23 protein-coding genes and 1 tRNA gene are annotated in these 25,201 nt (G+C 71.3%); 15 read left to right on the top strand and 9 right to left on the bottom strand.

What is annotated here, in order from left to right; translation table 11 throughout:
• The first annotated feature begins 2 nt into the window (after window positions 1-2).
• The 6 genes from ACNAW0_RS16530 (at window position 3) to ACNAW0_RS16555 (ending at window position 7,235) form a co-directional block, all read left to right on the top strand.
• Window positions 3-1,124, top strand: a complete 1,122-nt coding sequence (locus ACNAW0_RS16530; protein WP_416288763.1) for a glycosyltransferase — start codon at window positions 3-5, stop codon at window positions 1,122-1,124.
• 108 nt (window positions 1,125-1,232) lie between these two features.
• Window positions 1,233-2,414: a glycosyl transferase family 1 gene (locus ACNAW0_RS16535; RefSeq protein ID WP_416288764.1), complete on the top strand. Its 1,182-nt coding sequence runs from the start codon at window positions 1,233-1,235 to the stop codon at window positions 2,412-2,414.
• On the top strand, window positions 2,411-3,565 hold the full coding sequence (locus ACNAW0_RS16540; RefSeq protein WP_416288765.1) for a glycosyltransferase: 1,155 nt from the start codon (window positions 2,411-2,413) through the stop codon (window positions 3,563-3,565). Before ACNAW0_RS16535 ends, ACNAW0_RS16540 begins: the two co-directional genes overlap by 4 nt.
• Window positions 3,566-3,579: 14 nt before the next feature.
• Window positions 3,580-4,644 carry a glycosyltransferase gene (locus ACNAW0_RS16545; RefSeq protein WP_416288809.1) on the top strand — a complete coding sequence of 355 codons (1,065 nt, stop codon included), beginning with the start codon at window positions 3,580-3,582 and terminating at the stop codon, window positions 4,642-4,644.
• Between the two features lie 33 nt (window positions 4,645-4,677).
• Window positions 4,678-5,730 carry a glycosyltransferase family 4 protein gene (locus ACNAW0_RS16550; RefSeq protein WP_416288766.1) on the top strand — a complete coding sequence of 351 codons (1,053 nt, stop codon included), beginning with the start codon at window positions 4,678-4,680 and terminating at the stop codon, window positions 5,728-5,730.
• Between the two features lie 119 nt (window positions 5,731-5,849).
• The gene (locus ACNAW0_RS16555) at window positions 5,850-7,235 is read left to right on the top strand and encodes an oligosaccharide flippase family protein (protein ID WP_416288767.1); all 1,386 of its coding nucleotides are present in this window, start codon (window positions 5,850-5,852) and stop codon (window positions 7,233-7,235) included.
• A gap of 34 nt (window positions 7,236-7,269) precedes the next feature.
• Here the strand turns inward: ACNAW0_RS16555 and ACNAW0_RS16560 are convergent, their stop codons facing one another.
• Entirely contained in the window at window positions 7,270-8,988 is a 1,719-nt protein-coding gene (locus ACNAW0_RS16560; protein ID WP_416288768.1) for a hypothetical protein, read from the bottom strand.
• Between the two features lie 326 nt (window positions 8,989-9,314).
• Between ACNAW0_RS16560 and ACNAW0_RS16565 the strand changes: the two genes are divergently transcribed.
• The 3 genes from ACNAW0_RS16565 to ACNAW0_RS16575 are packed head-to-tail and all read left to right on the top strand — an operon-like array spanning window position 9,315 to window position 13,205.
• On the top strand, window positions 9,315-11,354 hold the full coding sequence (locus ACNAW0_RS16565; RefSeq protein ID WP_416288769.1) for a hypothetical protein: 2,040 nt from the start codon (window positions 9,315-9,317) through the stop codon (window positions 11,352-11,354).
• 37 nt (window positions 11,355-11,391) lie between these two features.
• On the top strand, window positions 11,392-12,228 hold the full coding sequence (locus tag ACNAW0_RS16570) for a glycosyltransferase family 2 protein (protein WP_416288810.1): 837 nt from the start codon (window positions 11,392-11,394) through the stop codon (window positions 12,226-12,228).
• Window positions 12,225-13,205, top strand: coding sequence for a glycosyltransferase family 4 protein (locus tag ACNAW0_RS16575; protein ID WP_416288770.1), 981 nt, complete (start codon window positions 12,225-12,227; stop codon window positions 13,203-13,205). The genes ACNAW0_RS16570 and ACNAW0_RS16575 overlap by 4 nt, the downstream gene beginning before the upstream one ends.
• Window positions 13,206-13,262: 57 nt before the next feature.
• Here ACNAW0_RS16575 and ACNAW0_RS16580 read toward each other — a convergent pair whose 3' ends face one another.
• Together ACNAW0_RS16580 and ACNAW0_RS16585 are read right to left on the bottom strand one after the other, a co-directional pair.
• Window positions 13,263-14,816 carry a sugar transferase gene (locus tag ACNAW0_RS16580; RefSeq protein WP_416288771.1) on the bottom strand — a complete coding sequence of 518 codons (1,554 nt, stop codon included), beginning with the start codon at window positions 14,814-14,816 and terminating at the stop codon, window positions 13,263-13,265.
• Between the two features lie 111 nt (window positions 14,817-14,927).
• Window positions 14,928-16,004: an LCP family protein gene (locus ACNAW0_RS16585; protein WP_416288772.1), complete on the bottom strand. Its 1,077-nt coding sequence runs from the start codon at window positions 16,002-16,004 to the stop codon at window positions 14,928-14,930.
• A gap of 125 nt (window positions 16,005-16,129) precedes the next feature.
• On the opposite strand from ACNAW0_RS16585, the gene ACNAW0_RS16590 reads away from it, so the two are divergent.
• A complete protein-coding gene (locus ACNAW0_RS16590; RefSeq protein WP_416288773.1) occupies window positions 16,130-16,963 on the top strand; it encodes a class I SAM-dependent methyltransferase in 834 nt (277 codons plus the stop codon).
• A complete protein-coding gene (locus ACNAW0_RS16595) occupies window positions 16,960-17,778 on the top strand; it encodes an MOSC domain-containing protein (RefSeq protein ID WP_416288774.1) in 819 nt (272 codons plus the stop codon). Before ACNAW0_RS16590 ends, ACNAW0_RS16595 begins: the two co-directional genes overlap by 4 nt.
• Window positions 17,779-17,785: 7 nt before the next feature.
• Here the strand turns inward: ACNAW0_RS16595 and ACNAW0_RS16600 are convergent, their stop codons facing one another.
• From ACNAW0_RS16600 to bcp, 3 genes are all read right to left on the bottom strand, one after another.
• The gene (locus ACNAW0_RS16600; RefSeq protein ID WP_416288775.1) at window positions 17,786-18,316 is read right to left on the bottom strand and encodes a GNAT family N-acetyltransferase; all 531 of its coding nucleotides are present in this window, start codon (window positions 18,314-18,316) and stop codon (window positions 17,786-17,788) included.
• A gap of 66 nt (window positions 18,317-18,382) precedes the next feature.
• A tRNA-Leu gene (locus tag ACNAW0_RS16605) sits at window positions 18,383-18,468 on the bottom strand.
• Window positions 18,469-19,496: 1,028 nt separating this feature from the next.
• On the bottom strand, window positions 19,497-19,967 hold the full coding sequence (gene bcp, locus ACNAW0_RS16610) for a thioredoxin-dependent thiol peroxidase (RefSeq protein WP_416288776.1): 471 nt from the start codon (window positions 19,965-19,967) through the stop codon (window positions 19,497-19,499).
• A 142-nt stretch (window positions 19,968-20,109) separates the two neighbouring features.
• On the opposite strand from bcp, the gene ACNAW0_RS16615 reads away from it, so the two are divergent.
• From ACNAW0_RS16615 to ACNAW0_RS16630, 4 genes are read left to right on the top strand one after another with little or no spacing between them, the layout of a single operon-like run.
• Complete coding sequence (locus tag ACNAW0_RS16615; RefSeq protein WP_416288777.1) at window positions 20,110-20,829, top strand: energy-coupling factor ABC transporter permease; 720 nt, start codon at window positions 20,110-20,112, stop codon at window positions 20,827-20,829.
• Window positions 20,826-21,260, top strand: a complete 435-nt coding sequence (locus ACNAW0_RS16620; RefSeq protein ID WP_416288778.1) for a PDGLE domain-containing protein — start codon at window positions 20,826-20,828, stop codon at window positions 21,258-21,260. Before ACNAW0_RS16615 ends, ACNAW0_RS16620 begins: the two co-directional genes overlap by 4 nt.
• 13 nt (window positions 21,261-21,273) lie before the next feature.
• Window positions 21,274-22,044 carry a cobalt ECF transporter T component CbiQ gene (gene cbiQ, locus ACNAW0_RS16625; RefSeq protein WP_416288779.1) on the top strand — a complete coding sequence of 257 codons (771 nt, stop codon included), beginning with the start codon at window positions 21,274-21,276 and terminating at the stop codon, window positions 22,042-22,044.
• A complete protein-coding gene (locus ACNAW0_RS16630; RefSeq protein ID WP_416288780.1) occupies window positions 22,041-22,814 on the top strand; it encodes an energy-coupling factor ABC transporter ATP-binding protein in 774 nt (257 codons plus the stop codon). Before cbiQ ends, ACNAW0_RS16630 begins: the two co-directional genes overlap by 4 nt.
• Here the strand turns inward: ACNAW0_RS16630 and ACNAW0_RS16635 are convergent.
• From ACNAW0_RS16635 to ACNAW0_RS16645, 3 genes are read right to left on the bottom strand one after another with little or no spacing between them, the layout of a single operon-like run.
• Window positions 22,775-23,944 carry a hypothetical protein gene (locus ACNAW0_RS16635; RefSeq protein WP_416288781.1) on the bottom strand — a complete coding sequence of 390 codons (1,170 nt, stop codon included), beginning with the start codon at window positions 23,942-23,944 and terminating at the stop codon, window positions 22,775-22,777. The two genes, ACNAW0_RS16630 and ACNAW0_RS16635, sit on opposite strands and share 40 nt — an antisense overlap.
• Window positions 23,941-24,654: a DsbA family protein gene (locus tag ACNAW0_RS16640; RefSeq protein ID WP_416288782.1), complete on the bottom strand. Its 714-nt coding sequence runs from the start codon at window positions 24,652-24,654 to the stop codon at window positions 23,941-23,943. Before ACNAW0_RS16640 ends, ACNAW0_RS16635 begins: the two co-directional genes overlap by 4 nt.
• Entirely contained in the window at window positions 24,647-25,171 is a 525-nt protein-coding gene (locus ACNAW0_RS16645) for a MauE/DoxX family redox-associated membrane protein (protein ID WP_416288783.1), read from the bottom strand. The genes ACNAW0_RS16640 and ACNAW0_RS16645 overlap by 8 nt, the downstream gene beginning before the upstream one ends.
• Between the last annotated feature and the right edge of the window lie 30 nt (window positions 25,172-25,201).

Below are 25,201 nucleotides of genomic sequence, written 5' to 3' on the forward strand. Positions count from 1 at the left end.
CGGTGAGCCTCACGTCGTCCACACCCGACTGCGCGCTCCGCCCCCTCGCCGACCACTCCGTCGCGCTGGTTCACGAGTGGTTCGGTGCCACCGGCGGTTCCGAGCAGGTGTTCCTGAGCATGGCCGAGGTCGTGCCGCACGCGGAACGATTCGTGCTCTGGAAGGACCACGACGCGACCGTGGACCAGGAGATCCACGAATCGTGGCTGGCGAAGACGCCGTTGCGGCGCAGCAAGGCGCTCGCGCTTCCGCTCATGCCGCTCACCTGGCGCACCCTGACCCGCAAGACGTACGACTTCGTCATCTCCTCGAGCCATGCCTTCGCGCACACGGTCAGAATCGGCGACCCCGACCGGACCCGGCACCTGAGCTACGTGCACTCACCCGCCCGCTACGTCTGGAGTCCAGAACTGGACCAACGGGGCGCGAACGCCCTGCTCGCGCCGGTGCGCACCGTGCTCCAGGCCGGGGACAGGCGGCTGAGCCGGCACGTCCACAGCTACGCGGCGAACTCGCAGGAGGTGCGGGCACGGATCAGCCGCTACTGGGGGCGTGACGCCAGGGTGATCAACCCACCGGTGGAAGTGGACTACTTCGGGGCGGCCCCGCCGGAGGTGCGCGACCAGGACCGCCGTTACCTCCTGGGCGTCGGCCGCTGGATCCCGTACAAGAATTTCGATTTGATGGTCGAGATCGCGGCGGCGGCCCGCCTGCCACTGGTCATCGCCGGTGGGGGCCCCGAGGAGGAGAACCTGCGCCGGCTCGCCGCCCGCGTTGACGTCCCGGTCGAATTCGAGATCAGGCCGACGAAGGAACGGCTCCGCGAGCTGTACTGGGGCGCCGTGGCGCTGCTCTACCCGGCGCTCGAGGACTTCGGCATGATCCCGGTGGAGGCGCAGGCCTGCGGCACCCCCGTTGTGGGGTGGGCCCGCGGCGGGCTGCTGGAGACCGTGGTGACGGGCGAGACCGGCTTTCTCCTCGACACCAGCGACCCGGCCGAATACGTGGTCCCGATCCGTCGGGCGTCCAAACTGTCCGCCCAGGCGGCGATGACCAATGTCCAGCGGTTCACCCCGCAGGTCTTCCAGGCGAACATCGCGGCCTGGCTGGCCGAGCAGGGGTAGCCGCCAGCGGGCGTCCATGGCTTTGGTAGGAGTTCCCGGTCTTGGCCGGGGATCGAGCCTCACATACTCTTTGCCGGGCTCAGTGCACTGCGAGTGGGGGACTACTTCATGGCGACGGCATCGCCCGTGGCGAACGTGCTGATGTTGGGCACCGCTGAGTGGGATTCCCCGATCGCGACGAACCAGCACTACGTCGCACGGGAACTCGCGGAGACCACGAAGGTGACCTTCGTCGAATCCCTGGGGCTGCGCCGGCCCAGGCTCAGCCGGGACGACGTCGTCCGGATGGCCGGGCGGATCCGAAAGGCGGTCGGCGACCGGAAAGCGCCGGCGCACCGGCCCCGGCCGGCGGGGGCGCGGATCGTGTCGCCGCTTGTGCTACCGCTGCACCGGACACCCACCCGTCCGCTCAACCGTGCCCTGCTCCGGCGCGCCACCGGCAATTGGCTCAGGAGCTCACGCCCACGCGTGCTCTGGACGTTCACGCCGGTCACGTACGGCCTGGAAGAGGCGGCAGACGTCGTCATCTATCACTGTGTGGACCTGCTGGCGACCTTTCCCGGCGTGGACGGCGTCGCCGTGGCGCGCGGGGAGAGGTCGTTGTCGGGGCGCACCGCCGTCGCCGTCGCCACCAGCAAGGCGGTCCAGGAACATCTCGTCGCCGCCGGCTTCCCCCGGGTCGAGCTGCTGCCGAACGTCGCCGACGTGTCGGTCTTCACGGCGGCGAGCAGACCGGTCGCCGAGCGCCGTCCCGTCGCCCTCTTCTCCGGGAATCTCACCGTCCACAAGCTCGACCTGCGGCTCCTCGAGTCGACCGCCGCAGCCCTGCGGGGACGCGGTGAGCTGCTGCTGGCCGGTCCGCTCGCCGCAGGTGGGGGCAGTTTCGACGCAGAGCTGCGGCGCCTCGAGGAACTCGGTGCCCGCCACGTCGGCGTTCTCACTCCCGCCCAGCTCGCCGAGCTGGCCGGAACCTGCGCAGTCGGGCTCATCCCGTACGAGATCAACGACTACACCCGGGGGGTCAGTCCCCTGAAGTGCTTCGAGTATCTGTCCTCGGGGCTGGCGGTGCTGAGCACCGGGCTTCCGGCGGTCACCGAGCTCGCGCTGACCAACTCCCACGTGGTGGCGGCCGAGGCCGACGACTTTCCGGCTCGCCTGCTGGAGCTGCTCCAGCCGGTCACCGACACCGTGGTGAACGACCGGATGGCGAGCGCGGCGGAACACGGTTGGACAGGCCGTGGCGCGGTGCTGCGCGAGCTGCTGGAGACCGAACTGGTTCGTGAGCGATGAAGCGGGTGCTCGTCGTCAGCGTCGAACCACCCTGGCCGGCGCAGCACGGTGGCCGCATCCGTACCGCTCGGGTGGCCGAGGCGCTGAGCGGCCACGCGGAGGTGCTGGTCACGTTTCCCGATCACGGTGAGCGGCAGGTGGACCCCCCGGTCCCGACCCGCCCGCTGCCCTGGTCGCCGCCGTCCGCCGTCCGTACCCGGGCGTCGGGCGGTCCCCACCTGGGCGGGCACTACATGGTTCCCATCGCCGACTCCCTCGACGCGCTCTGCGAGGAGTTCCGGCCCGACGCGGTGTACTGGTCCCACTCCTACCTGGCGGCCTGGGCGCCCCCATCCGCACGGGGGGTACCGCAGATCGTCGAATTCGCCAACATCGAAGGCCGGCGCCTGCAGACCCTGGTGACGTCGGCCCACGGGTGGCAACGGCTGGCCCGCCGGGCCGAGGCGACCAAGGCCGCCTTCTGGGAGCCGCGAGTGGCCGCCCGCGCCGCGCTCTGCGTCGCGCTCTCCCAGCCGGACCTGGCCGTGCTGCGCGGCTGGACCCGCGATGTCGTCCTGACCCCGAACGGGGTGGACGTCCAGCCCTACAGCCCCTCGCCACCCGACGGATACGTCCTCGCGCTGGCCTCGTACGACTACGAGCCGAACGTGCTGGCGTTGCGCACGTTCGTCCGGGACGTCTGGCCCCTCGTCCGCGCCGAGCTGTCCACGGCTCAGCTGGTGGTCGCGGGTCGGCGGAGCGAGGCGCTGGGTCAGGAGTTCGGCGCGGTTTCCGGAGTGACCGTGCTCGGCACGCTCGACGACCTGGCGGACGCCTACGCCGGAGCCGCGCTGACCGTCGCACCCGCGACCACCGGCGGTGGATCGCAGCTCAAGCTGACCGAGTCGATGTCGCGTGGGCGTTCCGTCGTCATGAGCACGTTCGCGGCGCAGGGCCTGCCGGGTGCCGTGCGGGGTGCCGGTGCCTACTGGGTGGCCGACGCACCGCACCCCTTCGCCGGCGCGGTCGTCGACGGGTTGCGCAACCTGTCCGCGCGGCAGGCGCGGGAGCGCACGGCGTGGCAGCTTTGTGCGGCGCTCGGCTGGCCCCAGACGGTTCGTGAGCTGGTCGCCGCCATCTCGGCCCTCGCCGACGGGAAGCCCGCGTTGTGATCCGGCGCGTGCACATGATCGAGTCGGGCGGGCGAGGCGGCGTCTTCAACCACTCCGTCGAGGTCGCCGCCGGTCTGACGGAACTCGGTGTGGACGTGGTCGTCCACACCGCCGACGACTGCGACGAGGCACCTGCCACGGTGGCCCTGTGTCGCTGCATCACCTGGCATCGGTCCTCGCCCAACCGCATCGTCCGCCAAGCCCGGACGTCGGCGCGCTACGTCCTTCGCACCCTGCCGCACCTGCGCCGGGTGATCGGCCCGGAGGACATCGTCCACATCCAGGGCATGTTCGCGCTCACCCCGGAACTCGTCTCGGTCGCCCGGCACCGCAACGCGACGGTCGTCGCCAGCCCGCACAACACCTTCGTCCGGTCGAACGCCCCGGGGGGCGGCCGAGCACTGCGCAGCGTGCTCCAGGACTCCGACCGGGTCCTCGTCTACTCGGGCGCCGACCGGCAGAGCCTCCTCGGCAGGGGAGTGGCCAACGTCGTCCAGGTCCCCCTGGTGCAGTGGACGCCGCCGGTGAACCCGGCACTCGTCGAGCGTTGGCGCACGGAGCTGAAGCCCGACGGCGGCAAGCTGGCCCTCCTGCCTGGTCAGGTCCGGGCGGACAAGAATCCGGAGCTGTTCGTCCAGGCCATGGCGCAGCTGCCGGGCTGGCTGGGAGCGGTGGTCGGCGCGGATCTCGGGCCGGGCCGGCAGGTGGACGCCCTGATCGAACAGACCGGGGCGGCGGTGACGACCGTCTACCGCTATCTGGATGTCGACGAGTTCACCGCGCTGGTCGCGACCGCCGATGTGGTCGTCGCGCCGTACGAGGTCGCCAGTCAGTCCGGCGTGCTCGCGGTGGCCGCCAGACTTGGTGTGCCGACCGCGGTGGCCCCGTGCGGCGGGCTGGGCGAGTTGGCCACCGCCGTCGCCCGCGACGTCAGCGTCGCGGCGGTACGGGACGCCATCGTCGTCGCCCACGAACTCGGCGCGAGGCCGGTCGACCCGGCGGACGCCGCCAACCGCTTTCTGCACGAGTACATCGCCACCCAGCAGAGCCGGACCAACGGCCGGACGCGCAGCCAGTGAGAGAGGACCGTATTGTCCAGGTTGACCGTAACGATGGTCTCTGTCTCGGACACCGCCGGTGGTGCCGAGGCGCACACCGTCGCGCTCGGCCAGGGAATGCGGGATCGCGGCCATGACGTCGTCCTGTACGGCCGGTGCCCGGGATGGGGCGAGCACGGCCTGACCCGACGTGAGATCGGGCTTGGGCCGAAATGGTCGCGCAGGACGATGGCCGCCGGGCTCCTGCGGGTGCCGCTCGAGCGGCACCGCACGCAGACCATTGCCGACTCCTCAATCTACTATCTGCAGTTCAAGCGGGAACAGATCGCCCTGACCGCGCCCCTGTCCCGCCGAGCGCCGGTGGTCTGGACCGAGCACGGACGGTGGATGGGTGGTTCGGCCGGTCGTCTGCTTCTCGCGGGTTACGCGCGCGCCGCCGAGCACGTCTCCCGGGTGGTCTGCGTCAGTGCGGCCGTGGCCAGCGACCTCGAACCCGTGGTCGGCCGGGACAAGCTCGTCGTGGTCCCCAATTCGATCGACACCCGGCGCTACACCGCCCCGCCGGCCGCGATGCGGGCAGCGTTGCGCCGGCAGTTGCTGCCAAGCCACTTTCACGACCGCCGGGTCGCCGTCCTCGCCGCGCGGCTGCATGGTGCCAAACGCCACGATCGGGCCATCGCGGCGGCGGCGGCCAGCGGAAGCGCCCTGCTCGTCGTCGGCGACGGGCCAGACCGCGAGCGGCTGGAGCGGCTCAGCGCGGGCAACACCGACGTGCACTTCACCGGCCACCGGGAGGACATACCTGACCTCCTCGCCGCCAGCGACTTCTATATCTACTGCGGAGCGGAGACCGACGGTACGCCGACCTGCGTACTCGAGGCTGCCGCCGGCGGGCTACCGGTCGTCGCGTTCCGGGGAGATCCCGGAACGGAGCTGGTCTCCCGCTGCGGTGGTCTCGTGATCGAGAATCCGGCGGAACTGACGGCCGAGAGGGCATCGGCGATCCTGGAACTCCGCGGCGGCGGCGTCGCGTACGTCGAGCAGCAGCACGGCCGCGGGCACTGGCTCGACGCGTACGAACGGATTTTCGGGGAGTGCCTCCGTTGACCTCGCCTGGACAGACGACGAACCCGCCGGGGGATCCCGGTACCCAGGCCGGTATCGCATCGGCGGGGCTCGAAGCGACCGGACCGGCGGGCCGCTCGCGGTCGGCACGCGGGCTCAGCATGGCCACGGCCGTCTCCCTCGGCCTCCGGCTGCTGGGCATGGCCGTGGGTATGGCGACCAACTCCGTGCTCGCGCGCTACCTCAATCCGGACGGGTTCGGCATCTTCGCCCTCGCGCTCACCCTCGGCACGGCGGCGGCACAGGTCGCCGACATGGGCACGACGATCACCGTGAGTTCCCGGATAGCCCGGGAGAAGGCGTCCGCCGGCCGGATCCTGACCACCGGCCTGCTCATCCGGACATCGGTGGCGCTGCTCGCGACCGTCGTCCTACTCATCGCCGCCGCCCGCGGGCTGTTCGGTGAGTCCAGCTCGGTCGTCGCGGTCGTCGCCGTCGCGACGCCGCTCTCCGCGGCGTCGATCCTCACCGCCGGGGCGACGGCCCGTTTCCGCCCCGAGGTGTCGTCCGTCCTCGCCCTCATCCAGGGCGTCCTCTGGCTGATCGCGGTCGTGGCCATCGCGCGCACCGGCGGCGACGTCGTACTGCTTGCCTGGTTCTTCGTCGCTGTCGTCGCGGTGCAGACCGGTGTCGGCGTGGTGATCAACCGAAGGCTGGTGCCACTCGGCCGGCCGTCGTGGGTGGAGGCGGGCCGCATCTTCGCGCTCAGCTGGCCGCTCGCGATCAGTTCGTTGGCGGTCATGGCCTACTACCGTCTCGGCTCGGTGATTCTGTTCCACCTTCAGGGCGCCGCCGAGGTGGGCTACTACTCGGCCGCCTACAAGTTCCTCGACGTCGCTCAGCTCGGCCCGGCCATGCTGGTGGCTCCGCTGCTGCCCCTCGTGGCGACCAGTGCGACCATGGACACCCACCGCCGAAATCTGATCTTCAGCCTGGCGACCCGCACCGGCGTCGTGATCGGCGCTGGTACCGCAGTCATGTTGATCGCGCTCGCCCCCGCCCTCGTCGCCTATCTCTACGGCGACGACTTCGGGCCAGCGACCATGCCTCTGATCCTGCTCGCCGTGGCCTTCGTCGGTGTCACCCTCGGCTATGTCGGCACGACGATCTGTTCCGCGCTGGGCGTCGTACGGCCGATCGCGGTGTTGACCGTCTCGGTCGCGGTGGTCAACCTCGCGGCACAGTTCTGGGCCTGTGCCCGATGGGGGGCAACGGGTGCCGCGGCGGTCGCGGCCGTGACCGAGTTCGTCATCGGGGTCGCCACCTGCCTGCTGGCGGCCCGGGCGATGACGTCACGGCTGCCCGTGCGGGAGATGGCGGGCGTCCTCGTCCTCGGTGCCGCCACGATTGTCGTGTTGTGGCTGGTCCGACTGCCGTGGCCGATCGAGGCAGCGCTGGCCGCCGGCATGTTCGGTGCGGCGGTGCTGGCCACGCGGGCGATCACCCCGACAGACCTCAAGCGCGTGCTGTCGCGCAAGGCCCTGTGAGCTTGCCGCTGGCGCGACCTCGCCCGGCGCTCCCTCAGTAGGTGGCGCCGGTCCGAACGTGCTGCCAGACCAGGCCGGCACACACCACCGGCCCTGTGCCGCACGGCAGGCGAGCGTTGGTGTTCGTGGCCCGGCTGCCGTCCACCCGGACGAGTTTGCTGATGTCAACCGCCAGGTCCGGCGCGTACGAGACCACCGAACCGCCGAAGGCCACCGCCACGCCCCGCGACCCGGGCGCCGACCGCAGCCCGTCGCCGCGCACCACCACGGCCCCCGAGCTGTGCACATTCGCGACTCCACCGGTAGATCCCTCGATGCGCACGTTCGACAGCAGCAGCTCGGTTTCGGTGTTGAGGTCGGCCAGCCAGGCCGCCCCGACCGTTTGCACGTCGCCGACGGCCAGCCGCGGCAGGTGGTGCGTGGCCGCCAAGGCGGCGACCAGGCCGCCGCTGCCATTGATCCGCACATCGGACAGGTTCGCCCGCCGCACCGCGGCCTTCGCCGCCCATTCAGGCAGTTCGAGCAGACGGCTGTCGCCGGTCGCTGTCATGCTCACCGCCCGAACGCTCAGGTCGTCCACCACGCCGGCGACCCGCAGGACCGTGGTGCCGGCCGACGTGCCGCCGACAGTCACCCCGTCCAACCGCAGGCGTCGGATCATCGCCTTCGGCTCCACGGACAGCAGGGGCAGGGCGCCGAGCTGCGCGATGTCCACATCTTCGACCGTGAGGGCGTCCAGGGCCGCGGGAGCGAGTGGCGTGACCCGCACCAGCGGCAGTGCGACCTCCGGGCCGTCGACCTTCAGCCCTCGGAGCTGGACCCGTCCCACGGACGAGCCGTTGATGTGCACCATTCCGCCTCGGCCGGGCAGGGTGGCTGCGGCGACCCGCTCCACCACCAGGTCGTCCACCCGGCCGCCGGTGGTGCGCCACTCGGCGGTGTCGTCCCCGATCCAGACCACGTTGTTGCCGGCAATGCCCGTGACGCCCCGGACCGTGGTACGCAACGCCGCGGTCTCCGGTGAGCCGCCGAGCACCTTGACCAGCGCGGCGAGCGAGGCCACGCTGATGTCCTCGATGACGGTGTCGATCACCGGCCCCGAGACGTCGTCGTAGGCCTGCCAGTCGCGAGGGGTGATGGCGACGGTGTCGTCACCCGTCGACCCCCGGATTTCGGAGATCCTGGTCCGCGCGGCCGGCCCCTGGATGTGAACCCCGTCGGAGTACACGGCGAACCTGATTCGGGTGACGGTGGTGTTGGTGACATCGCCGAGGGAGATGGCGTACTTGTCGCTCGCGGTCTCCACCGCCAGATCCTTGAGCGTCAAGCCGTCCATGTGTCGCCACCGCAGGGTGTGCAGGTTGGGACCGGTGCCGCCCACCCCCTCCGCGCGCACCCAGGTGCCGCCGATGACGGTGATGTCCCGATCCCGGCCGCCGGCCGTGACCGCCCTGTTGATGAGGAGGTTGCAGGCGCTGCCGGTGGCCAGGGTCACCGTGCACCCCGACATGATCAACGTCGTGCCACTGTGCACCACGAGGGGGGCACCGACCTGGTAATGGGCGCCGCGGGGCCCCCGGATCAGGCCGCCCACCCCGGCGACGAGCGCGGCGTTGAGCATGGCGGTGTCGTCGCCGCCGGACGGGGGTGGCAGCACCGTGGGCGCCGGACGCGGAGCATCGGCAGCGAGGACCGTACCGCCGGCGACGACCATGCCGCCGGCAGCGGCGAGGAGAGTGCGGCGGGTGATCATCTGCGGCTCCGGGGGGTGATCCCGGATGACCCTACTGGGTGGCGACCACCGACCGCGAGTACGCGAGGTCGCCGCCAGTGCCGGGGGTGCGGGGTCGGCGCTGGCCCAGGCCATCCAACCGAGAACGACCAACATCGTACTGACTCTCCGGCGCTCGTTCGGCCCCCACACCGGGCTGCCCCGTCGGGCGAGTTCGCGCCGGCGCTCTCGCCCACCTTTCCTGATACTGTGTGCCGCGCCGGCCGCTGCCGTGATGTTCGACCTACCACATTGCACGGCCGCCCTGGTCACAGGGTTGCTTCGGCTGTGGTCGTCCAGCGACTGTCATGGCAACCGGTGCGGCGTTTTTGTCAGCGGGGTCCTGGGTCAGCGAAGGCCAACCAGGATCCGATCTCGGGGCAAAGGCAGTGATGGGTTCCAGAGGGACTGTGACTGATTCGGGCATGGACGACGCGGCCCTCCATTCCGCCCAACAGCCTCTCGGCGGCTCCGACGGCGCTGAAACAGGCCGGTCGGCTCTGACGCGCCTCCCGGGCTGGGCGTCCGCTGCCATCGGTCCGCTCGCCACCACCGGCCGCCGGCCACTCGTGTGGGCATCCTGGGCGGCTGCGGCGTTCTGCGCCGCGTACATCTTCTGGACCATGCCGTCCCCGCTCGGGGTCGCCTTCGCGATCGCGCTGCCGCTGCTCGTTCTCCGCCTGCCCCTGACGGGCACCGTGCTCGTGGTCGTGCTCACCCAGGAGATCAAGCCGAACGGCCGCTTCGGCGAGTTGACCACCCTGGGCTACCAGGTGTTCTTCGGCACTGGGAAGATCCCGATCGTCCTGCCGCTCGCGTTGACGGCCGCGCTCGCTGCCGCCGTCCGGTGGTGGCCACCGAAGCGCGCTCGTCTCCGTTCGGTCGGCGGGGCGCTGCTCGGGTTGGCGGCCGCGCTCGTCGTCCTGGCCGGCGGCAGCGGTCTGCTGCACGGGCAGTCGCCTTTCTCCGCGGTCAACCAGAACGCCCGCGCCTTCATCCTGCTGGTCCTGGGCCTCGTCATCGGCATGAGCATGCGGCGGCTCCAGGACGACCAGAGGTCGTTGCGGGTGACGGTCGGAGTGGCGCTGGCCGGGCTACTCGTCGCGGCAGCCATCGCCATCCCGCTCGGCGAGATCGCTGACGACCGGCTCAGCTCCTATTTCGTCTACTACGACTCGGCGTTGCCTGCGATCGCGGCGGCGGTGTTCATCGGGATGCTCGGCGCCGGCGGGTGGCGCTGGGACTGGCGGTACGTGGGCGTGTTGGTTGCCACGCCGCTTCTGGTCCTGATCAGCTTCCGGCGCAGCGTGTGGATCGCGGCTCTGCTCGCCCTCGTCGTCGTTCTCGCGTTCACCTGGCCACGATGGAAGCGGATGCTCCGACAGTTCGCGTTCGCGGTTGCCGCGGTGGCGGTGGTCGTGTTCGCCGCGCCGGGGTTCGCCGCGGATCTCGGCCTGCGCAGCGCGGGCAGCTTCGAACTCGCGAGTGGCGGACCGAGTCCGAGCAACGCACCGAGCGTGACTGGCGCATCGAGCCCGACCGGCGCGCCGAGCCGGACCGGCGCATCGAGCCCGACCGGCGCACCGAGCGTGACTGGCCCAGCGGGCCCGACCAGCGTATCGAGCGTGGCTGGCCCCCCGAGCGTGACTGGCGCGCCGACCGTGAGCCGGGCACCGAGCCCGAGCAGTGTCCCGAGCGCGAGCCGGGCCCCAAGCGCGAACGGCACGCCGAAGGCGACTGACGGGCCGAGCGCGAACGGCACGCCGAAGCCGACTGGCGCGCCGAGCCCGAGCGATGTCCCGAGCGGGGATGGCGGGTCGGCCCGTCCGACCAGCGCGCCCGACCCCACCCGGCCTGCGCCGACTGCGCCCAACCAGGAGAGCAGCGCCCACCAGACGGCGTCGACGGGCGGGCACATCAGCGATCTTCGCCTCGGGTGGGACCACGTGCGGGCGAACTTCTGGACCGGGGTGGGCCCCCTTTCGCCCCAACTCGACGGCGCCGCCGCCCACGAGGCCACCCGCGTCTACGTGCACAACGAGCTGCTGCAGGTCTGGCTGCGGTACGGCCCGGTGGCGCCGCTGCTCGTGATCCTCTTTCTCCTCGTCGCCGGCCTGGCGGCGCTGAACGCCCTGCGAGACCCCGACAGCGACATCATCGTCCGATCCGCAGCCGTGTTCTGCCTGATCGCACCGCTGTGCGTCATGACCGCGCCGTTCCTGTCCGAGACGAGCCGGTGGCCGCTCGTGATGGGCATCGCGGCCGGAATCCTTGCCGGATCGGCGGGGGCCAGCACAAAAGTCAGTGGCGCCTGGAGCCACGGTGACCGGCGTGCTGCGCGAGCGTGAGGCGGACCGCTCGGGCGCGGCCACGGTTTCCGTGGTCGTGCCCACGCGGAACAGGTGCCAACTCGCTTGTGCGAGGGCGCAGTGGGCGCTGACGCAGCCGGCCGTGCGGGAGGTCATCTTCGTCGTTGACGGGAGCGCGGACGACACCGCAGCCCGGCTGCGGAGCCTTGCCGATCAGGACTCCCGGCTCCGCGTCATCGTCAACGAGCGCAGCGCCGGCCCCCCGAAAGCCAAGAACGCGGGCGTTCGTGCCGCGACCTCGGACTGGGTGCTCGTCATCGACGACGACGACATTCCCAGCGACGAACTCATCGCCGAGCTTCTCGGGGTCGCGCACGAGGCCGGCGCGGACATCGTCGGTGTGCCGTGGTTCAACCTCGGCGAGGCGGAGGCCGTCGAGGATCTGGTCGCGCGGGCGCCGAGAACACCGGGCGGCCCGGAGCTGGACCGGCCCGGGCTCTTCCCCGAGACACCATGGGCAGACTGCGTTTGGATGCCCGCCAACGCGCTGTTCCGGCGATCCATCTTCGACGTGGTCAGCTACGACGAGTCCTACACCGGCAACTACTACCGTGAGGAAACGGACCTGTACGTGTCGGCTGCGAGGGCTGGCCACCGGGTCCTGGTGACGGACCGGGGTTACACGTACATCCGGTTTCGGCAGGGCGGCGGTATCGATCGACAGTCGAAGCTCCGGTACGAGTACTCGGTGCTCCGCAACAACTGGTACTTCCTGCGCAAACACGGTGCCTGGTTGCGCGAGCAGGGCCTCATCCGCCGACCCCTTCACGAGCAGGCGTCGCTGATCGCTCGACGATTGAAGCCACTGGTACGCGCCGCCGGACGGCGCCTCACCCGCCGGTCGCGGCGATGAGGGTCGCCATCGTCAGTCCGAACCCGGCCAACAACTCCGGCGGGGTGGAGCGGTTCTGCCACACGCTGGGCGAGGTGATCGGCCGGCTCGGGGGTGTGTCGAGTGTGGTCGGTGCCGCCGATCTCGACAAGGTCGTACACGACCTGACGATCACGAATGGCATGGTCAGCCGCCGTACGACCGCGCCACGGATCCACGTCTACCACGGGTGCTGGGTGGACCACGTCCGGCTGGGAGCACGCACCAACGCGTACTCCCTGCCCTGGAAGACGCAATTCCTGCTCAAGGGCGCGGCCAAGGAGATCTGGGCGGGAGCCAACGCCTACCGGGTCGCGGTCTCGCAGCCGACGGCCGCCGAGGTGGCGCACTGGTACCGACTCCGGGTCCACCGGGTGATACCGAATGGAATCGACACCGGGACCTTCGCGATCGGCGACCGGGACGCCGCCCGGAAACAGTTGCAGGTCCCCGCGGACGAACGGCTCGCCCTCTTCATCGGCCGTGCGGAGGCGCGGAAACGGCCAGACATCGCGGCGGCGGCGGCCTCCCGCGCCGGTTATCGGCTGTTGACCGCAGGCTCGGGCTCCGTCCCGGGTGCGGCCGGTCTGGGCGTTCTCTCACCGACGGAGCTGCGGACCTGGATTCAGGCAGCGGACTGTGTGCTCGCGCCCAGCGACTACGAGGCGTGTTCGCTGGCCATCTTGGAGGCGATGTCCACGGGGACGGCGGTCGTGACGACGCGGGTGGGCTACGTCCGCACACTCGTCGACCAGGTGCCGGGCTACCTCGACCTGACCGCGCCGGCTGGCGACCTGGACGAGTTCACCCGAGCGTTGACGCTGCTCCCCTCCCGGCAGGGGGCGGTCGCCGATGCCACCGCCTACGTACGGGCGGAGAACAGTCTCGAGCGCTTCGCCGCGCACTGGTCAGCGGCGATCGACGAGGTGATGGCGAGGACGAGCAGGACCAGCGGTTAGTCCAGCCCAGGCCGGCTGCCCGACCTGCCGCCCCGCCTCGCCCCACGCCGGATTCGGTCAGCGGCCGCTACCGCGGAAGACCTCCGCAATCGTGCGCAGCACCACCTTCGTGTCGAGCCACAGTGACCAGTTCTCGACGTAGTAGTTGTCGAACCGCGCCCGGTCGGAGATCGGCGTGTCGCCCCGCAGGCCGCTGACCTGTGCGAGCCCGGTCAGCCCCACCGGCACCCGGTGGCGCATCGCGTAGTTCGGGTACTCGGCCGAGAACTTCTCGACGAAGTACGGCCGCTCCGGCCGCGGCCCGACCACGCTCATCTCCCCGCGCAGGATGTTCCAGAGCTGGGGCAGCTCGTCCAGCGACGTACGGCGCATGAACCGCCCGATCGGCCCGACCCGTCGGTCGTGCGCGATGGACCAGGTCGTCTGCGACTCGTGCTCGTCCACCGGGCGCATCGACCGGAACTTGATCACCTTGAACGGCTTGCCGTATCGGCCGATCCGTTCCTGACGGAAGAAGATGTCCCGGCCGCCGTCGAGGAACGTCGCGATCGCGCAGAGCATGAGCACCGGGCTCAGCACGATCAACGCCACCGAGGCGAAGAGCACATCCGAGGCGCGCTTGATCGCCCACCTCGGCCCGGTCAGCGTGATGTTTCCGATCTGGACGATCGGGATGGCACCGATGTGGTCGGGGTAGCGGCCGTGGGACCGGGAGCCCCACAGGCGGGGGATCGCCCAGAGGTCGCAGTTCGAGCTGGCCGGGCGGAGCAGGAAGTCCGTCAGCATCGACTCAGGGCAGTCCGGGTCGGCGATGACCAGGACGTCGCACTCCAGCAGCCGGGTGAGTTGTTCGAGATCGTCGAGGGTGCCGATCAGCGGAAGCGAGTCGACGCCCAGCCGCGGCCGGGCGTCGACACAGCCGACGAACCGAAGGCCGTACTGGGGATAGCGCCGGAGCAGCCGGGCGAACTCCAGGCCGATCGGACCACCACCGATGATGATGGCATTGTGCTCCACCCACCGGCGCTTGCGTGCGATGAGGATGAGCTTCCTGCCGGCTGCTCGGCCGACGATCACCAGTCCGGCGGAGAATGCGACGTCCTGCATGAACCCGCTCACATACGGCACCGAATCGTGGCGCTCGGCCGCGATGATGGCCACCACGGCGGCGGAGGCAAGCAGCCGCCCGCAGAGGCTCGGCAGTTCGTCCAGGATGCTGAGGTGCCGGCGGGCCCGGTAGAGCCCGCCGGCCGCGAAGAGGGCCACCGTGAGGGCGGCGTTGACCAGCGTCCCCCGCCAGTAGTTCTGGGAGGCCAGCAGCGGGGCGAGCAGCGCGACGACGTCGATGGGTGCCGTCATCATCCAGGCCCGCAGCGGGCGCGTGCGCTTCGAGGTCCGGGAGCCGGCGTACGGCAGCACCGTGGTCGTGTCCAGACCGATGCGCGCCCCTGCGGTGGCCGTGGGCTCCCCGGACAACGGCACGGCGGGGAGTACCGCGAGTATCCCCTCGTCGTCGGCCTCGTCCGACGGCGATGTCACCGGCCGTCGCGCTGCTTCCTCAAGCTGCATGATGGCGGCAGCCGGGTCCCTTGTGGCCGATTGGCCTGACATGGTCGATCCTCCCCCGTGACCGCCCGATGCCCGCATGACGCAGGCCTCGGGCGATCGAAGGATACGATCAGGTCAGCCGCGCCGCCAGAGCCGGCACGACAAAGCAAGATCCTACTTTTCGGCGGAAAGAATTTCCGGGACCGAGTCGCGGCGTACGGCGTCGAAGAGCGTCTTGGCCCTCGCCGTGTCCGCGAACACCACGCTCTCCGTCCCGACCCGGCCGGTTCCCTTCACCGGGCAGGTGTAGAAGCCGAGGTTGCCACCCCGCAGGTGGCGCAGCTCCATGGCCAGGTCCACAAGGGACATCGACTTGTCGACCGCCACCGAGCTCGCGGTGGCCCGCACGAACGAGTTCAGCTTGGTGGGGCTGCTCAACGTGCCGCCGGAGGCCGCCGTGTCGAGAATCGCCTTGATCACTTGCTGCTGGTGCTTGATCCGGGTGAAGTCACCGTTGGCGAAGGCGTAGCGCTCGCGGGCGTAGTCCAGCGCGGTGGCGCCGTCCATGGTCTGGTGGCCCTTGACGAACTCCCGCCGGCCGCCCGGCTTGAGAGAGTGGGTAGAGGTGAAGCTCTGCTCGACGTCGATCTCGACGCCGCCCAGGGCGTCGACGATCTCCTTGAAGCCGGCGAAGTCGACCATCGCCACGTGATCGATGCGGACGCTGGTGAACTGCTCCACAGCCTGGACCATCAGCGGGGTGCCGCCCCACGCGAAAGCCGCGTTGATCTTGGCGTTTCGGCCGCCCCGGCCCTCCTTCGATCGCGGGATGGGCACCCAGGTGTCCCGCGGGATCGAGATGAGCTGAGCGCTCGACCGGTCCTTGGGCAGGTGGACCAGGATGATGGTGTCGCTGCGGGAGCCCCCGGTGCTTTCCGGGTCGCGAGAGTCACTGCCCAGGAGCATGATGTTCATCGCGCCCTCGGCCACGACCGCCGGGCGCGACTCCTCGGGCACGTCGGTGAAGGCATCGACGCGGTCGATGGAGGAATCGACCGAGCGGTAGTACAGGCCGGCCGCGAGCAGGCCGCCGCCGGCGAGCAGCACCACCACCAGCAGCACGATCAGGGCGATACGCCGACCCCGACCGCGACGCGGAGCCGGCTCGGACGGCTGTTCGGCATCGACGGGATCCACTTCCGACGCTGGGTTGCGCGTTTCGTGGTCGGCGAACTGCTCGGGCTGTGACATGTGCGCGATGCTACTGACTCACCTTCCGACGCGGGGACCCTCGTCCGGTCGGTCAGGTCCGGCCGCCCGGTCGCAGCCCGGAACTTTTCCTCGTCATCCGCCCCCGGACCTGGTACACACGCCTCGTGGACCCAACGAAGCTCCGTCGGGCCGTCGCCCGTACCCGGCTGGCGCCGGTCGCCGCCTTTCCCAAGCGCCTGGCCCGGGTCGCCCGGCACGACGCCAAGGTGCTGCGTACCTCCGCGCGCTGGCTGTTCACCTCCCGGGAACACCACAACTACACCTACGACCTGACCAAGCTCAGCAAGCACCACCTGGCCTGGTTCGTCAGCGTCGTATGCGACGTGCCGGTCAAACAGGTTCGGGGCTGGTTCGCCGAGCTGGAGGGCGACGACAAGCTGCGCGGGCACATCGAGGCCGCCACCGCCGCCGCCTCCCGCCGCGGCCTGGCCGACCCGCACGTCCGCTACGCCCGCCGGGTCGGCTGGTACGCCATGGTGCGCGCCCGCAAACCCGCACACGTCGTGGAGACCGGCGTGGACAAGGGGCTGGGCAGTTGCGTACTGGCCGCCGCGCTGCTGCGCAACGCCGCCGAGGGGCATCCCGGCCGGCTCACCTCGCTGGACATCAACCCCGAGGCCGGCTACCTCGCCCGGGCCACCCCGTGGGCCGACGTGGTCGACCTGGTGATCGGCGACTCGGTCGCCTCCATCAACGCACTGGACCGCCCGGTCGACTTCTTCCTGCACGACAGCGACCACAGCCGGGTGCACGAGCAGAGCGAGTTCGAGGCGGTCGAGGCGAAGCTCGCCCCCGACGCGATCCTGCTCACCGACAACGTCACGTCCACCAACGTCCTCGGCCAGCACGCCGAACGCACCGGCCGGCGGTTCCTCGCGTACCGGGAGACCCCGGCCCGACACTGGTACCCAGGTGACGGGATCGGCGTGGCCTGGTGAGACTCGCGGCGATCCACACGTACCCGGTCAAGGGCTCCCACCGCGTCGACCACGACGGTGCCCGGGTCGAACCGTGGGGCCTCGCCGGCGACCGGCGCTGGATGGTCGTGGACGCCAACGGCGTGGGCGTCACCCAGCGCGAGGTCACTGCCCTGGCCGGGCTCCGCGCCGAGGTACGGGCCGGCGGACTGCTGCTCCGCGCTGCCGGCCACCCCGACCTGGTGGTGCCCGAGCCGGTGGAGGCCGAGCCGCTCCCGGTACGCACCTTCCGCAGCCGCCCGCAGCCCGTCCCCGCGCTCCCCGCCGGGCCGCCCGCCGACGACTGGCTCACCGCGCAGCTCGACCGGCCGGTACGCCTGGTCTGGCTCGGCCGACCGACCCGGCACATCCCCGCCGGCGACCGCGAATATGACACCGGCGACCAGGTCAGCTTCGCCGACGCGTACCCACTCCTGCTGGCCAGCGCGGCCTCGCTCGACGCGCTCAACGGCTGGCTCGCCGAAGCCGGCGAGCCACCGGTGCCCATGTCCCGGTTCCGTCCCAACCTGGTGGTCGAGGGCACCCCGGCCTGGGCCGAGGACGGCTGGACCGGCCGCCGGCTCCGCGTCGGCTCGGCCCCCTTCCGCGCCGCCGGGCCGTGCGACCGGTGCGTGGTCACCACCACCGATCAGGAGACCGGGGTACGCGGCAAGGAGCCCCTGCGCACCCTGGCCCGGCACCGCAACATCGGGCAGTTGCTCCTCTTCGGGCTGCACCTGGTCCCCGAGGGGCCGGGCTCGGTGACCGTCGGTGATCCGGTCATCGTGGCCGACTGACCCGACGTCAGGGCGCCTCGGGGGCCAGGTCGAGCCACATGAAGACCTCGTCTCGGTCGTCGCCGGGAGCGAGGCGCAGCGCGGCCGGCAGCCGCCCCACCTCGCGGTACCCGAGCCGGCCGTAGAACGCGCACAGACCCAGGCCGTCCCGGAGCGTCACGTGCAGCGCCGCCAGTCCCAGCTCCCGGCCGATCCGCTCGGCCTCGCGCATCAGCGCGGCACCGTACCCGCGGCCCTGGGTGTCCGGGTGCACCATCACCCGCTTGAGCACCCGCCAGTGCGACTTCAGATGGAACCGGTTGTCCGCGATGATCAGGATGCCGACCAGGCGATCCCCCTCGTAGCCAACCAGCAACCGGTCCGGTCCGTCGGCGACGTCCGCGAAGGTCTCCTCGGCGAGGGGGCGGACCTCGGCCGCGGTCACCGGGGCGACGAAGCCGACCGCGCCGCCGGCGTTGGTGACGTCCACCCAGAGCGCAACGATCTGCTCGCGCAGCTCGGAGGTCAGCTGGGGATCCAGGACGAAACGCAGGTTCACGCCGGCCATCCTGGATCAGCCCGGTCCCGACGTCATGGGATCGTGACGCTCACGACAGGGCTGCTCTGGTGCGGGAGAGGGGATTCGAACCCCCACGTCCTTTCGGACAATAGGACCTAAACCTACCGCGTCTGCCCTTCCGCCACTCCCGCAGACCCGCTGATTCTAGAGCGTCGGTCCTCGGCGGTGGTGAGGCCCGCCTCCCGCAATATCAGCTGCACCGTCTGGTGGCTGATCACCGGTCCATCGTCCGACGCCTCCGTCAGTCGTCGTGCGAGTTTCCGCGCACCAAACTCGGGGTGAGCGAGGGCCAAGCGAACGACAGCGTCTCTGATCAGCTTAGCGATCCTAAGTCGGATTGGGTTTCCGGGATCGTGTCCCACCGTGGTGGGGTGGCGTGGGCGTGGAGGTGGAATCCTGCGCCCAGTGCTGCTCCTCGTGGCCGGTGGCCAGTGGGTGTGCTGATCGTGTTCACGCTCTGGTGTCGGTGGGCTGCGCGGGGCAGTTTCCGTTCCGTTGGTGCGTGTCCCTCCGGACGCTTGCCCGCCGGACGGTTAGGTCTGGTGGGGGAGGGTGCCCTGCGTCGCCTGGGCGCGGGGCGTGAGGTGTGGTGCCGGGTAGGGCCGGTCTTCGACCGATCCGTACGGCTGGCCTTGCCGGTGGGGGTGACGACGGCTGCGGCTTCGAGCGTGTCCACAACCGCGCGGATCGCCATGTGCCCGCTGGTCTTGTCGGTGACGGTCTTGTTCTGGTGGGTGAGGCCGCGGGCGGCGATGCGCCGCCAGGCACCGTGGTCTCGGTCGCCCTGCCATCGGCAGGACTCCGTGCCCACACCGCTGATCTCGCATTGCGCGGGAGGCCGATGTGCGCTAGCGCGCGCTTCAGGCGGAATCCCGGGATCCTGCGGGCATCGGGTTCGAGTTTTACCAGCACCGCCGCGGAGGGCCGACGTGCTCCTGGGCGCCCCTTGTTGTGCGCGCTGCCGGTGAAGTGTGATGTGTCGATGCCGAAGCGTTTCAACTGCCTGCTGATGTGCGCATGGGACCCACCGCTGATCCGCACACCGAGCGCACGCATCACGCCGGTGATGCTGTGCGCTCCGGCGGCAGCCTGCGCGAGCGCTTGAGGCGTGTATTTGTACCGGACCATGCGCGGACCGTAGCGGCCCGGTACGACAGGCTCAGTCCAGGCCGAGGTCTCGGCGCAGCTTGGCGACGTGCCCGGTGGCCTTGACGTTGTAGAGCGCCCGTTCGATCTTCCCGTCCTCGTCGATGACGAAGGTCGAGCGGATCACCCCGGTCACCGTCTTGCCGTACAGCTGCTTCTCGCCGTACGCGCCGTACGCGGTCAGCACCGCCTTGTCGGCGTCGGCGACCAGCGGGAAGGTGATCGCGTCCCGGTCGCGGAACTTGGCCAGCTTCTCCGGCTTGTCGGGGGAGATGCCGACCACCTCGTAGCCGGCGGCCTGGAGCGAGGCGAGCGAGTCACGGAAGTCGCATGCCTGCTTGGTGCAGCCGGGCGTCATTGCGGCCGGGTACGCGTACAGGATGACCTTGCGGCCGTGCAGGTCGGCCAGGGAGAGCGTCCCGCCGCTGTCGGTCGGGAGGGTGAACTCGGGGGCGGGGTCACCAGGGCTGAGGCGGTCGGTCATGGCGGAGACGATACCGCCGCGCTGCCGCCCAGGGGCGGTGGCGACGCGCCGCACCGTGATGATCACCATGGCTTGTTGCAAGGGATTGGCAACAGCGGCCCGCCACAAATAAGCTCACGGGTGCCGCCATGGAGGAGGTCGAGTGGACACACTGGCCATGCACATCTCGAACGGGATCATCGACGGTCCCGTTGCCGCGATCTTCGCGGCGCTGGCGCTCGCCGCGCTCACCTTCTGCGTGCTGCGCGGGCGCCGCGACCTCGACGACCGGCTGGCGCCGATGGCCGGCCTGGTCGCCGCGTTCATCTTCGCCGTGCAGATGCTCAACTTTCCGATCTTCACCGCCGGGGTCAGCGGCCACCTGCTCGGCGGTGCCCTCGCCGCGCTGCTGGTCGGCCCGTGGGTCGGCGCGCTCTGCGTGGCCGTGGTCCTGGTCGTGCAGGCCCTGGTCTTCGGCGACGGCGGGGTGGCCATGCTCGGCCTCAACATCACCAACATGGCGCTCCTCGGCACCGCCGCCGCGTACCTGCTGATCGCGCTGCTGCTGCGGGTGCTGCCGCGCACCCAGGCCGGCCTCGTCGTGACCGCGTTCGTCTCCGCGCTGGTCAGCGTGGTGGTGGCCAGTCAGGGCTTCGTTCTGGAGTACTGGCTGGGCGGCACCACCGACCTGGGCGGCAACCTGGCCGGGCTGGCCGGCACGATGGGCGTCGTCCACCTGCTGATCGGCGTCGGTGAGGGCCTGATCACCGCGACCACCGTGGTCACCGTCGCCAAGGTCCGCCCCGACCTGGTGTACGCGTTGCGTGCCCGCAAGCCGGCCACGCCGGCTCCCGCCGTCCCGGCTGTCGGAGGTGCCCGATGAGCAAGCGTCCCTGGCCCTTCCTTCTCGGCGGTCTGCTGGTCGCCCTGCTGCTCGCCGGTGTGGCCAGCAACTACGCCTCGTCGCACCCCGACGGGCTCGACTCGTCCCTGCTCAAGGGCTGCACGGTGGACGCCGAGGGCGAGATCACCGGGGGGAGCTGCCCGGCCCAGCAGACCAAGGACCACGAGTTGGGCGACAGCCCGCTGGCCGACTACGGCGTCCGGGGCGTGACGAACGGCTTCCTCTCCACCGGCCTGTCCGGCGTGATCGGCGTACTGCTCACCTTCGCCCTGGGCGGCGGACTGTTCTGGCTGGCCCGCCGCCGTGGCCCGGCAGCCGGCACCCCGGCCGGCCCGGCAGGCGGCTCGCCCGAGGCGGCGGGCGGCGACCCGACCGGCGCGGCGGCGGAAGACGCCGCCAGGATCCGCTGAGGGGTACGCGGTCATGGGTGCCGGGCACGCGCACGTGCTCTACCGCGAGTCCACCTCCCCGGTGCACCGCCTCGCGCCCGAGGCGAAGATCGCCGCGATGGTCCTCTTCACCGTCATCGTGGTCGCCACCCCCCGCACGGCGTACTGGGCCTTCGGCGGGTACGCCCTGCTGGTCGCCGCCGTGGCGGCGCTGGCCCGGGTCGGGCCCCGCTGGCTGTTCAGCCGGGCGCTGATCGAGCTGCCGTTCGTGCTCTTCGCGTTCGCGTTGCCGTTCCTCGGCACGGGGGAACGGGTCGAGGTGGCCGGGTTGAGCCTGTCCGTGGACGGCCTGCACGGCGCGTGGAACATTCTGGCCAAGGGCACCCTCGGCGTACTGGCGTCGCTCCTGCTGGCGGCGACCACGACGACGCGGGACCTGATCGTCGGCCTGGACCGGCTGCGCTGTCCGCAGGTCCTCACCCAGATCGCCACCTTCATGCTGCGCTACCTGGACGTGCTGGTCGGCGAGGCCCGGCGGATGCGGGTTGCCCGGGTGTCCCGGGGCGACGACCCCCGGTTCCTGTGGCAGCTCCGGGGTTTCGCCGCCGGGGTGGGCGCGCTCTTCCTGCGTGCCTTCGAGCGCGGCGAGCGGGTCTACCTGGCGATGGTCTCCCGCGGCTACACGGGGCGGATGCCGGCGGTGTGGCAGGGCGCGGGCGCGGCCACTGCCGGGCAGTGGGCGGCCGCCGCGACCGTGCCGCTGGCCGCGGCCACCATCGCCGCCGTCGCGGTCGTCCTGACATGATCGGGTACGTGCAGACACCGCCCTCCCTGGACGTACGCGGCGTCCGGTACGCGTACCCGGACGGCCACGTCGCCCTGCACGGGGTGGACCTGACCGTGCCGCGCGGCGACCGGGTGGCCCTGCTCGGGCCGAACGGCGCCGGCAAGACGACCCTGGTGCTGCACCTCAACGGCATCCTCACCCCGACCGAGGGCACGGTCAGCGTCGGCGGGCTGACGGTCAGCCGGGACCGGGACACCCTCGCGGAGATCCGCCGCCGGGTGGGCATCGTCTTCCAGGACCCGGACGACCAGCTCTTCCTGCCCACCGTCGCCGAGGACGTCGCGTTCGGGCCGGCGAACCTGGGGCTGCGCGGGGCGGAGCTGGCGGCCCGGGTCGACGAGGCCCTCGCCGCCGTGGGGATGAGCGAGCACCGGGACCGGGCGCCGCACCACCTCTCCTTCGGTCAGCGGCGCCGGGTGGCGGTGGCCACCGTGCTCGCCATGCACCCGGAGATCCTGGTCCTCGACGAGCCGTCGTCCAACCTCGATCCGGCCGCGCGGCGGGAGCTGGCGGAGATCCTGCGTGCCCTGCCGGTGACGCTGCTGATGGTCACCCATGACCTGCCGTACGCGGCGGAGCTCTGCGACCGGTCGGTGATCCTGGACGCCGGCCGGGTGGTCGCCGACGCCCCCACCCCCGAGATCCTCACCGACGAGACCCTCCTGGCCGCCCACCGCCTGGAACTCCCCTACGGTTTCGACCCCCGCACCGCTCCCCGCCCGTCCTGACCCATCTCGCGCGCCGCGTTCTCAAGAACGTGCTCGATCGCGGCGGGGCGTGGGTGGTGGGGTGCGTGGCGCGCGGCGCGGAAGGCGGCGTGCAGGCGGAGTACGCCGGCGGCGACGGCACCCGCCCCGGTGGCCAGGATCAGCGCCACCAGGACCCGGGCCAGGGCCGCCGGCCCGGCCACCGGGGCGACCGAGCGGGACAGCACGGCCAGGTTCGCCACCCCGGCGAAGAGGACCAGACAGGCCCCGGCCAGGGCGAGCGCGAAGTCGGCGGCCTCCCGGCGGGCCAGCGCGTACCCGCCGGCGGCCACCGCGCCGAGCCCGGTGAGCAGCGTCCACAACTGTCCGCCGACCAGCCCGAGCAGCACCCCGCCCACGCCCTCGGCACCGGCGTCCAGCATCCGGCCCACGGTGAACGCCACCGTGGCCGCCCCGCCGAGGGCGAGCAGGCCGCCGACCGCGCGCAGCGCGCGTACGCCGGTCGCCGTACCGGCGGGGACCAGCCCGGCCGCTCCGATGAGCAGGAAGACGAGCGTGGCGGCCACCCACCAGGGGTACGCGTCCGGCGGCGGCACCCAGTCCAGGGTGCCGCGTACCTCGATCGTCTCGTCGCCGGCGCGCAGCGGCACCACCCACTCGCGGATCCGTTGCTGCCGGGTCTGGTCGGCGCTCACCTGTGGCGGTGGCGTCGACTCCAGCCAGAGCGTCCGCTGGTCGTGCCAGCGGGCCGACGGCCCGTCGTCGACCCGCCGCCAGACTGGCGTGGCCGCCGGATCGGCCTCCGGCGGCAGCTGGGTGTCACCGGCAATGGTCCGGTTCAGGTACGTGGCGGGGGAGCGGGTGTTCTCGTACACCCCGCCCGGCCCGATCCGCAGGTAAGGCTCCCCGGAGTAGCCGTTCACCTCGACGTCCCGCCCGGTGCGGTTGGTCAGCTCCAGCCGGGCCCCCGCCTCGATCATCCGGGCGGTGAGCCCGGCCCGGGCGGGGCCGATCGCGGTGACCTCGGCCCGGTAGTCGCTGCCGTCGGGGGCATCCGCGCCGTGCGCGGCGGCCGGCGTGGCGAGGGCGAGGAGGACGGCGAGCGCGGCCGTGACCACCAGCCCCGCGCGCCGCAGCGGTGCCGGGATCACGCCGCCGCCACCGCCGCCTTGATCCCCTCGGGGCTGCGGTCCGTGAGCTCCTTGCCGTTGACCTTGACGGTCGGGGTGCCGGTGATGCCCGACCGGCTGGCGTCGTCGGTGACGTGCGCGCTCCACGACTTGAACGTGCCGTCCTTCACGCAGGAGCTGAAGTTGTCCCGGTTCACCACCCCGACGCTCACGCCGATGTCGATCAGCTCGGCGTCGCTCAGCCCGGGGCTGTTCTCCGGCGGCTGCTTCGCGAAGAGCGCGTCGGTGAACTCCTTGAACCGCGCGCCGTCAGCCGCACAACCGGAGGCGGCCGAGGCGCGGGTGGAGTACTGGGTGGTGGAGAAGCGGTTGAGGAACGCGACCGGGTGGTAGAGCACCCGCACCTTGTTCTCGTTGACCAGCTGGGTGATGGTCGGGCCGCTGGTGTCCTGGAACTGCTTGCAGACCGGGCAGAGGTAGTCCTCGTAGAGGTCGATGGTGACCGGGCCTTGGCCGATGACGATGCCGGTGCCCTCGTGGTTGGCGCCGGCCGGGGAGGTGTAGGCCTTCGACTTCTGGCTGGAGTAGACGGTCCAGCCGATCAGTCCGGCGATCACCAGCAGCGCCGCAGCGGCGATCGAAGTGATGATCGTGCGGGTGCGTCGCTTCTCCCGGGCGATCTGCTTGCGGACCACCCGGGCCGCGTCCTTCCGCCCCTTGCGACTACTCATCCTCGTCCTCCACGGGTGGTTCGCCCGCCAGCCAGCCGTCCAGCGTGAACGGCGTGCGGGGCCAGATCAACAGGAACCCGGCCAGCACCAGGAACCCCAGGTCCCGGAGGATCTCCGGGAGATAGCTCGGGGCCTGGCCGGCGGCGAGCTGGCCGCCGCTGCCGAAGCACCCGCAGTCGATGGCCAGGCCACGGGCCCAGGCCGAGGCGATGCCGGCGATGAAGACCACCAGCAGCGCCGTGGAGACGCCGGCGGCCAGTCGGGTGGCCAGCCCGACGAGCAGGAGTACGCCGAGCGCCAGCTCCACGAAGGGCAGCGCGGCGCCGATCGCGGTCGCCAGGTCGTACGGCATCACCTGGTAGGCGTTGACCGCCCGGCCGGAGGCGGCAAGATCACCGACCTTGCTGAAGCCGGCGAACAGCCAGACGGCGGCCAGCCCGAGTCGGGCGGCGATGCCGAGCCAGGGCCGGAGGGCGGGCCAGCGGCCGGCCCGGGTGCTTGCTGCAGTCACGATCATGTGGTCGTCCCGGATCCGAGGAAAGTTCCG

Source organism: Micromonospora sp. SL1-18 (assembly GCF_047921505.1).
Lineage (GTDB): Bacteria > Actinomycetota > Actinomycetes > Mycobacteriales > Micromonosporaceae > Micromonospora.

Bases quoted from the DNA above. Each gene is read 5' to 3' on its own strand.
- ACNAW0_RS16535 (WP_416288764.1), top strand. From the start codon at position 1,233: ATGGCGACGGCATCGCCCGTGGCGAACGTGCTGATGTTGGGCACCGCT.
- ACNAW0_RS16540 (WP_416288765.1), top strand. From the start codon at position 2,411: ATGAAGCGGGTGCTCGTCGTCAGCGTCGAACCACCCTGGCCGGCGCAG.
- ACNAW0_RS16545 (WP_416288809.1), top strand. From the start codon at position 3,580: ATGATCGAGTCGGGCGGGCGAGGCGGCGTCTTCAACCACTCCGTCGAG.
- ACNAW0_RS16550 (WP_416288766.1), top strand. From the start codon at position 4,678: ATGGTCTCTGTCTCGGACACCGCCGGTGGTGCCGAGGCGCACACCGTC.
- ACNAW0_RS16555 (WP_416288767.1), top strand. From the start codon at position 5,850: ATGGCCACGGCCGTCTCCCTCGGCCTCCGGCTGCTGGGCATGGCCGTG.
- ACNAW0_RS16560 (WP_416288768.1), bottom strand. From the start codon at position 8,988: ATGATCACCCGCCGCACTCTCCTCGCCGCTGCCGGCGGCATGGTCGTC.
- ACNAW0_RS16565 (WP_416288769.1), top strand. From the start codon at position 9,315: ATGGCAACCGGTGCGGCGTTTTTGTCAGCGGGGTCCTGGGTCAGCGAA.
- ACNAW0_RS16575 (WP_416288770.1), top strand. From the start codon at position 12,225: ATGAGGGTCGCCATCGTCAGTCCGAACCCGGCCAACAACTCCGGCGGG.
- ACNAW0_RS16580 (WP_416288771.1), bottom strand. From the start codon at position 14,816: ATGTCAGGCCAATCGGCCACAAGGGACCCGGCTGCCGCCATCATGCAG.
- ACNAW0_RS16585 (WP_416288772.1), bottom strand. From the start codon at position 16,004: ATGTCACAGCCCGAGCAGTTCGCCGACCACGAAACGCGCAACCCAGCG.
- bcp (WP_416288776.1), bottom strand. From the start codon at position 19,967: ATGACCGACCGCCTCAGCCCTGGTGACCCCGCCCCCGAGTTCACCCTC.
- ACNAW0_RS16620 (WP_416288778.1), top strand. From the start codon at position 20,826: ATGAGCAAGCGTCCCTGGCCCTTCCTTCTCGGCGGTCTGCTGGTCGCC.
- cbiQ (WP_416288779.1), top strand. From the start codon at position 21,274: ATGGGTGCCGGGCACGCGCACGTGCTCTACCGCGAGTCCACCTCCCCG.
- ACNAW0_RS16630 (WP_416288780.1), top strand. From the start codon at position 22,041: ATGATCGGGTACGTGCAGACACCGCCCTCCCTGGACGTACGCGGCGTC.
- ACNAW0_RS16640 (WP_416288782.1), bottom strand. From the start codon at position 24,654: ATGAGTAGTCGCAAGGGGCGGAAGGACGCGGCCCGGGTGGTCCGCAAG.
- ACNAW0_RS16645 (WP_416288783.1), bottom strand. From the start codon at position 25,171: ATGATCGTGACTGCAGCAAGCACCCGGGCCGGCCGCTGGCCCGCCCTC.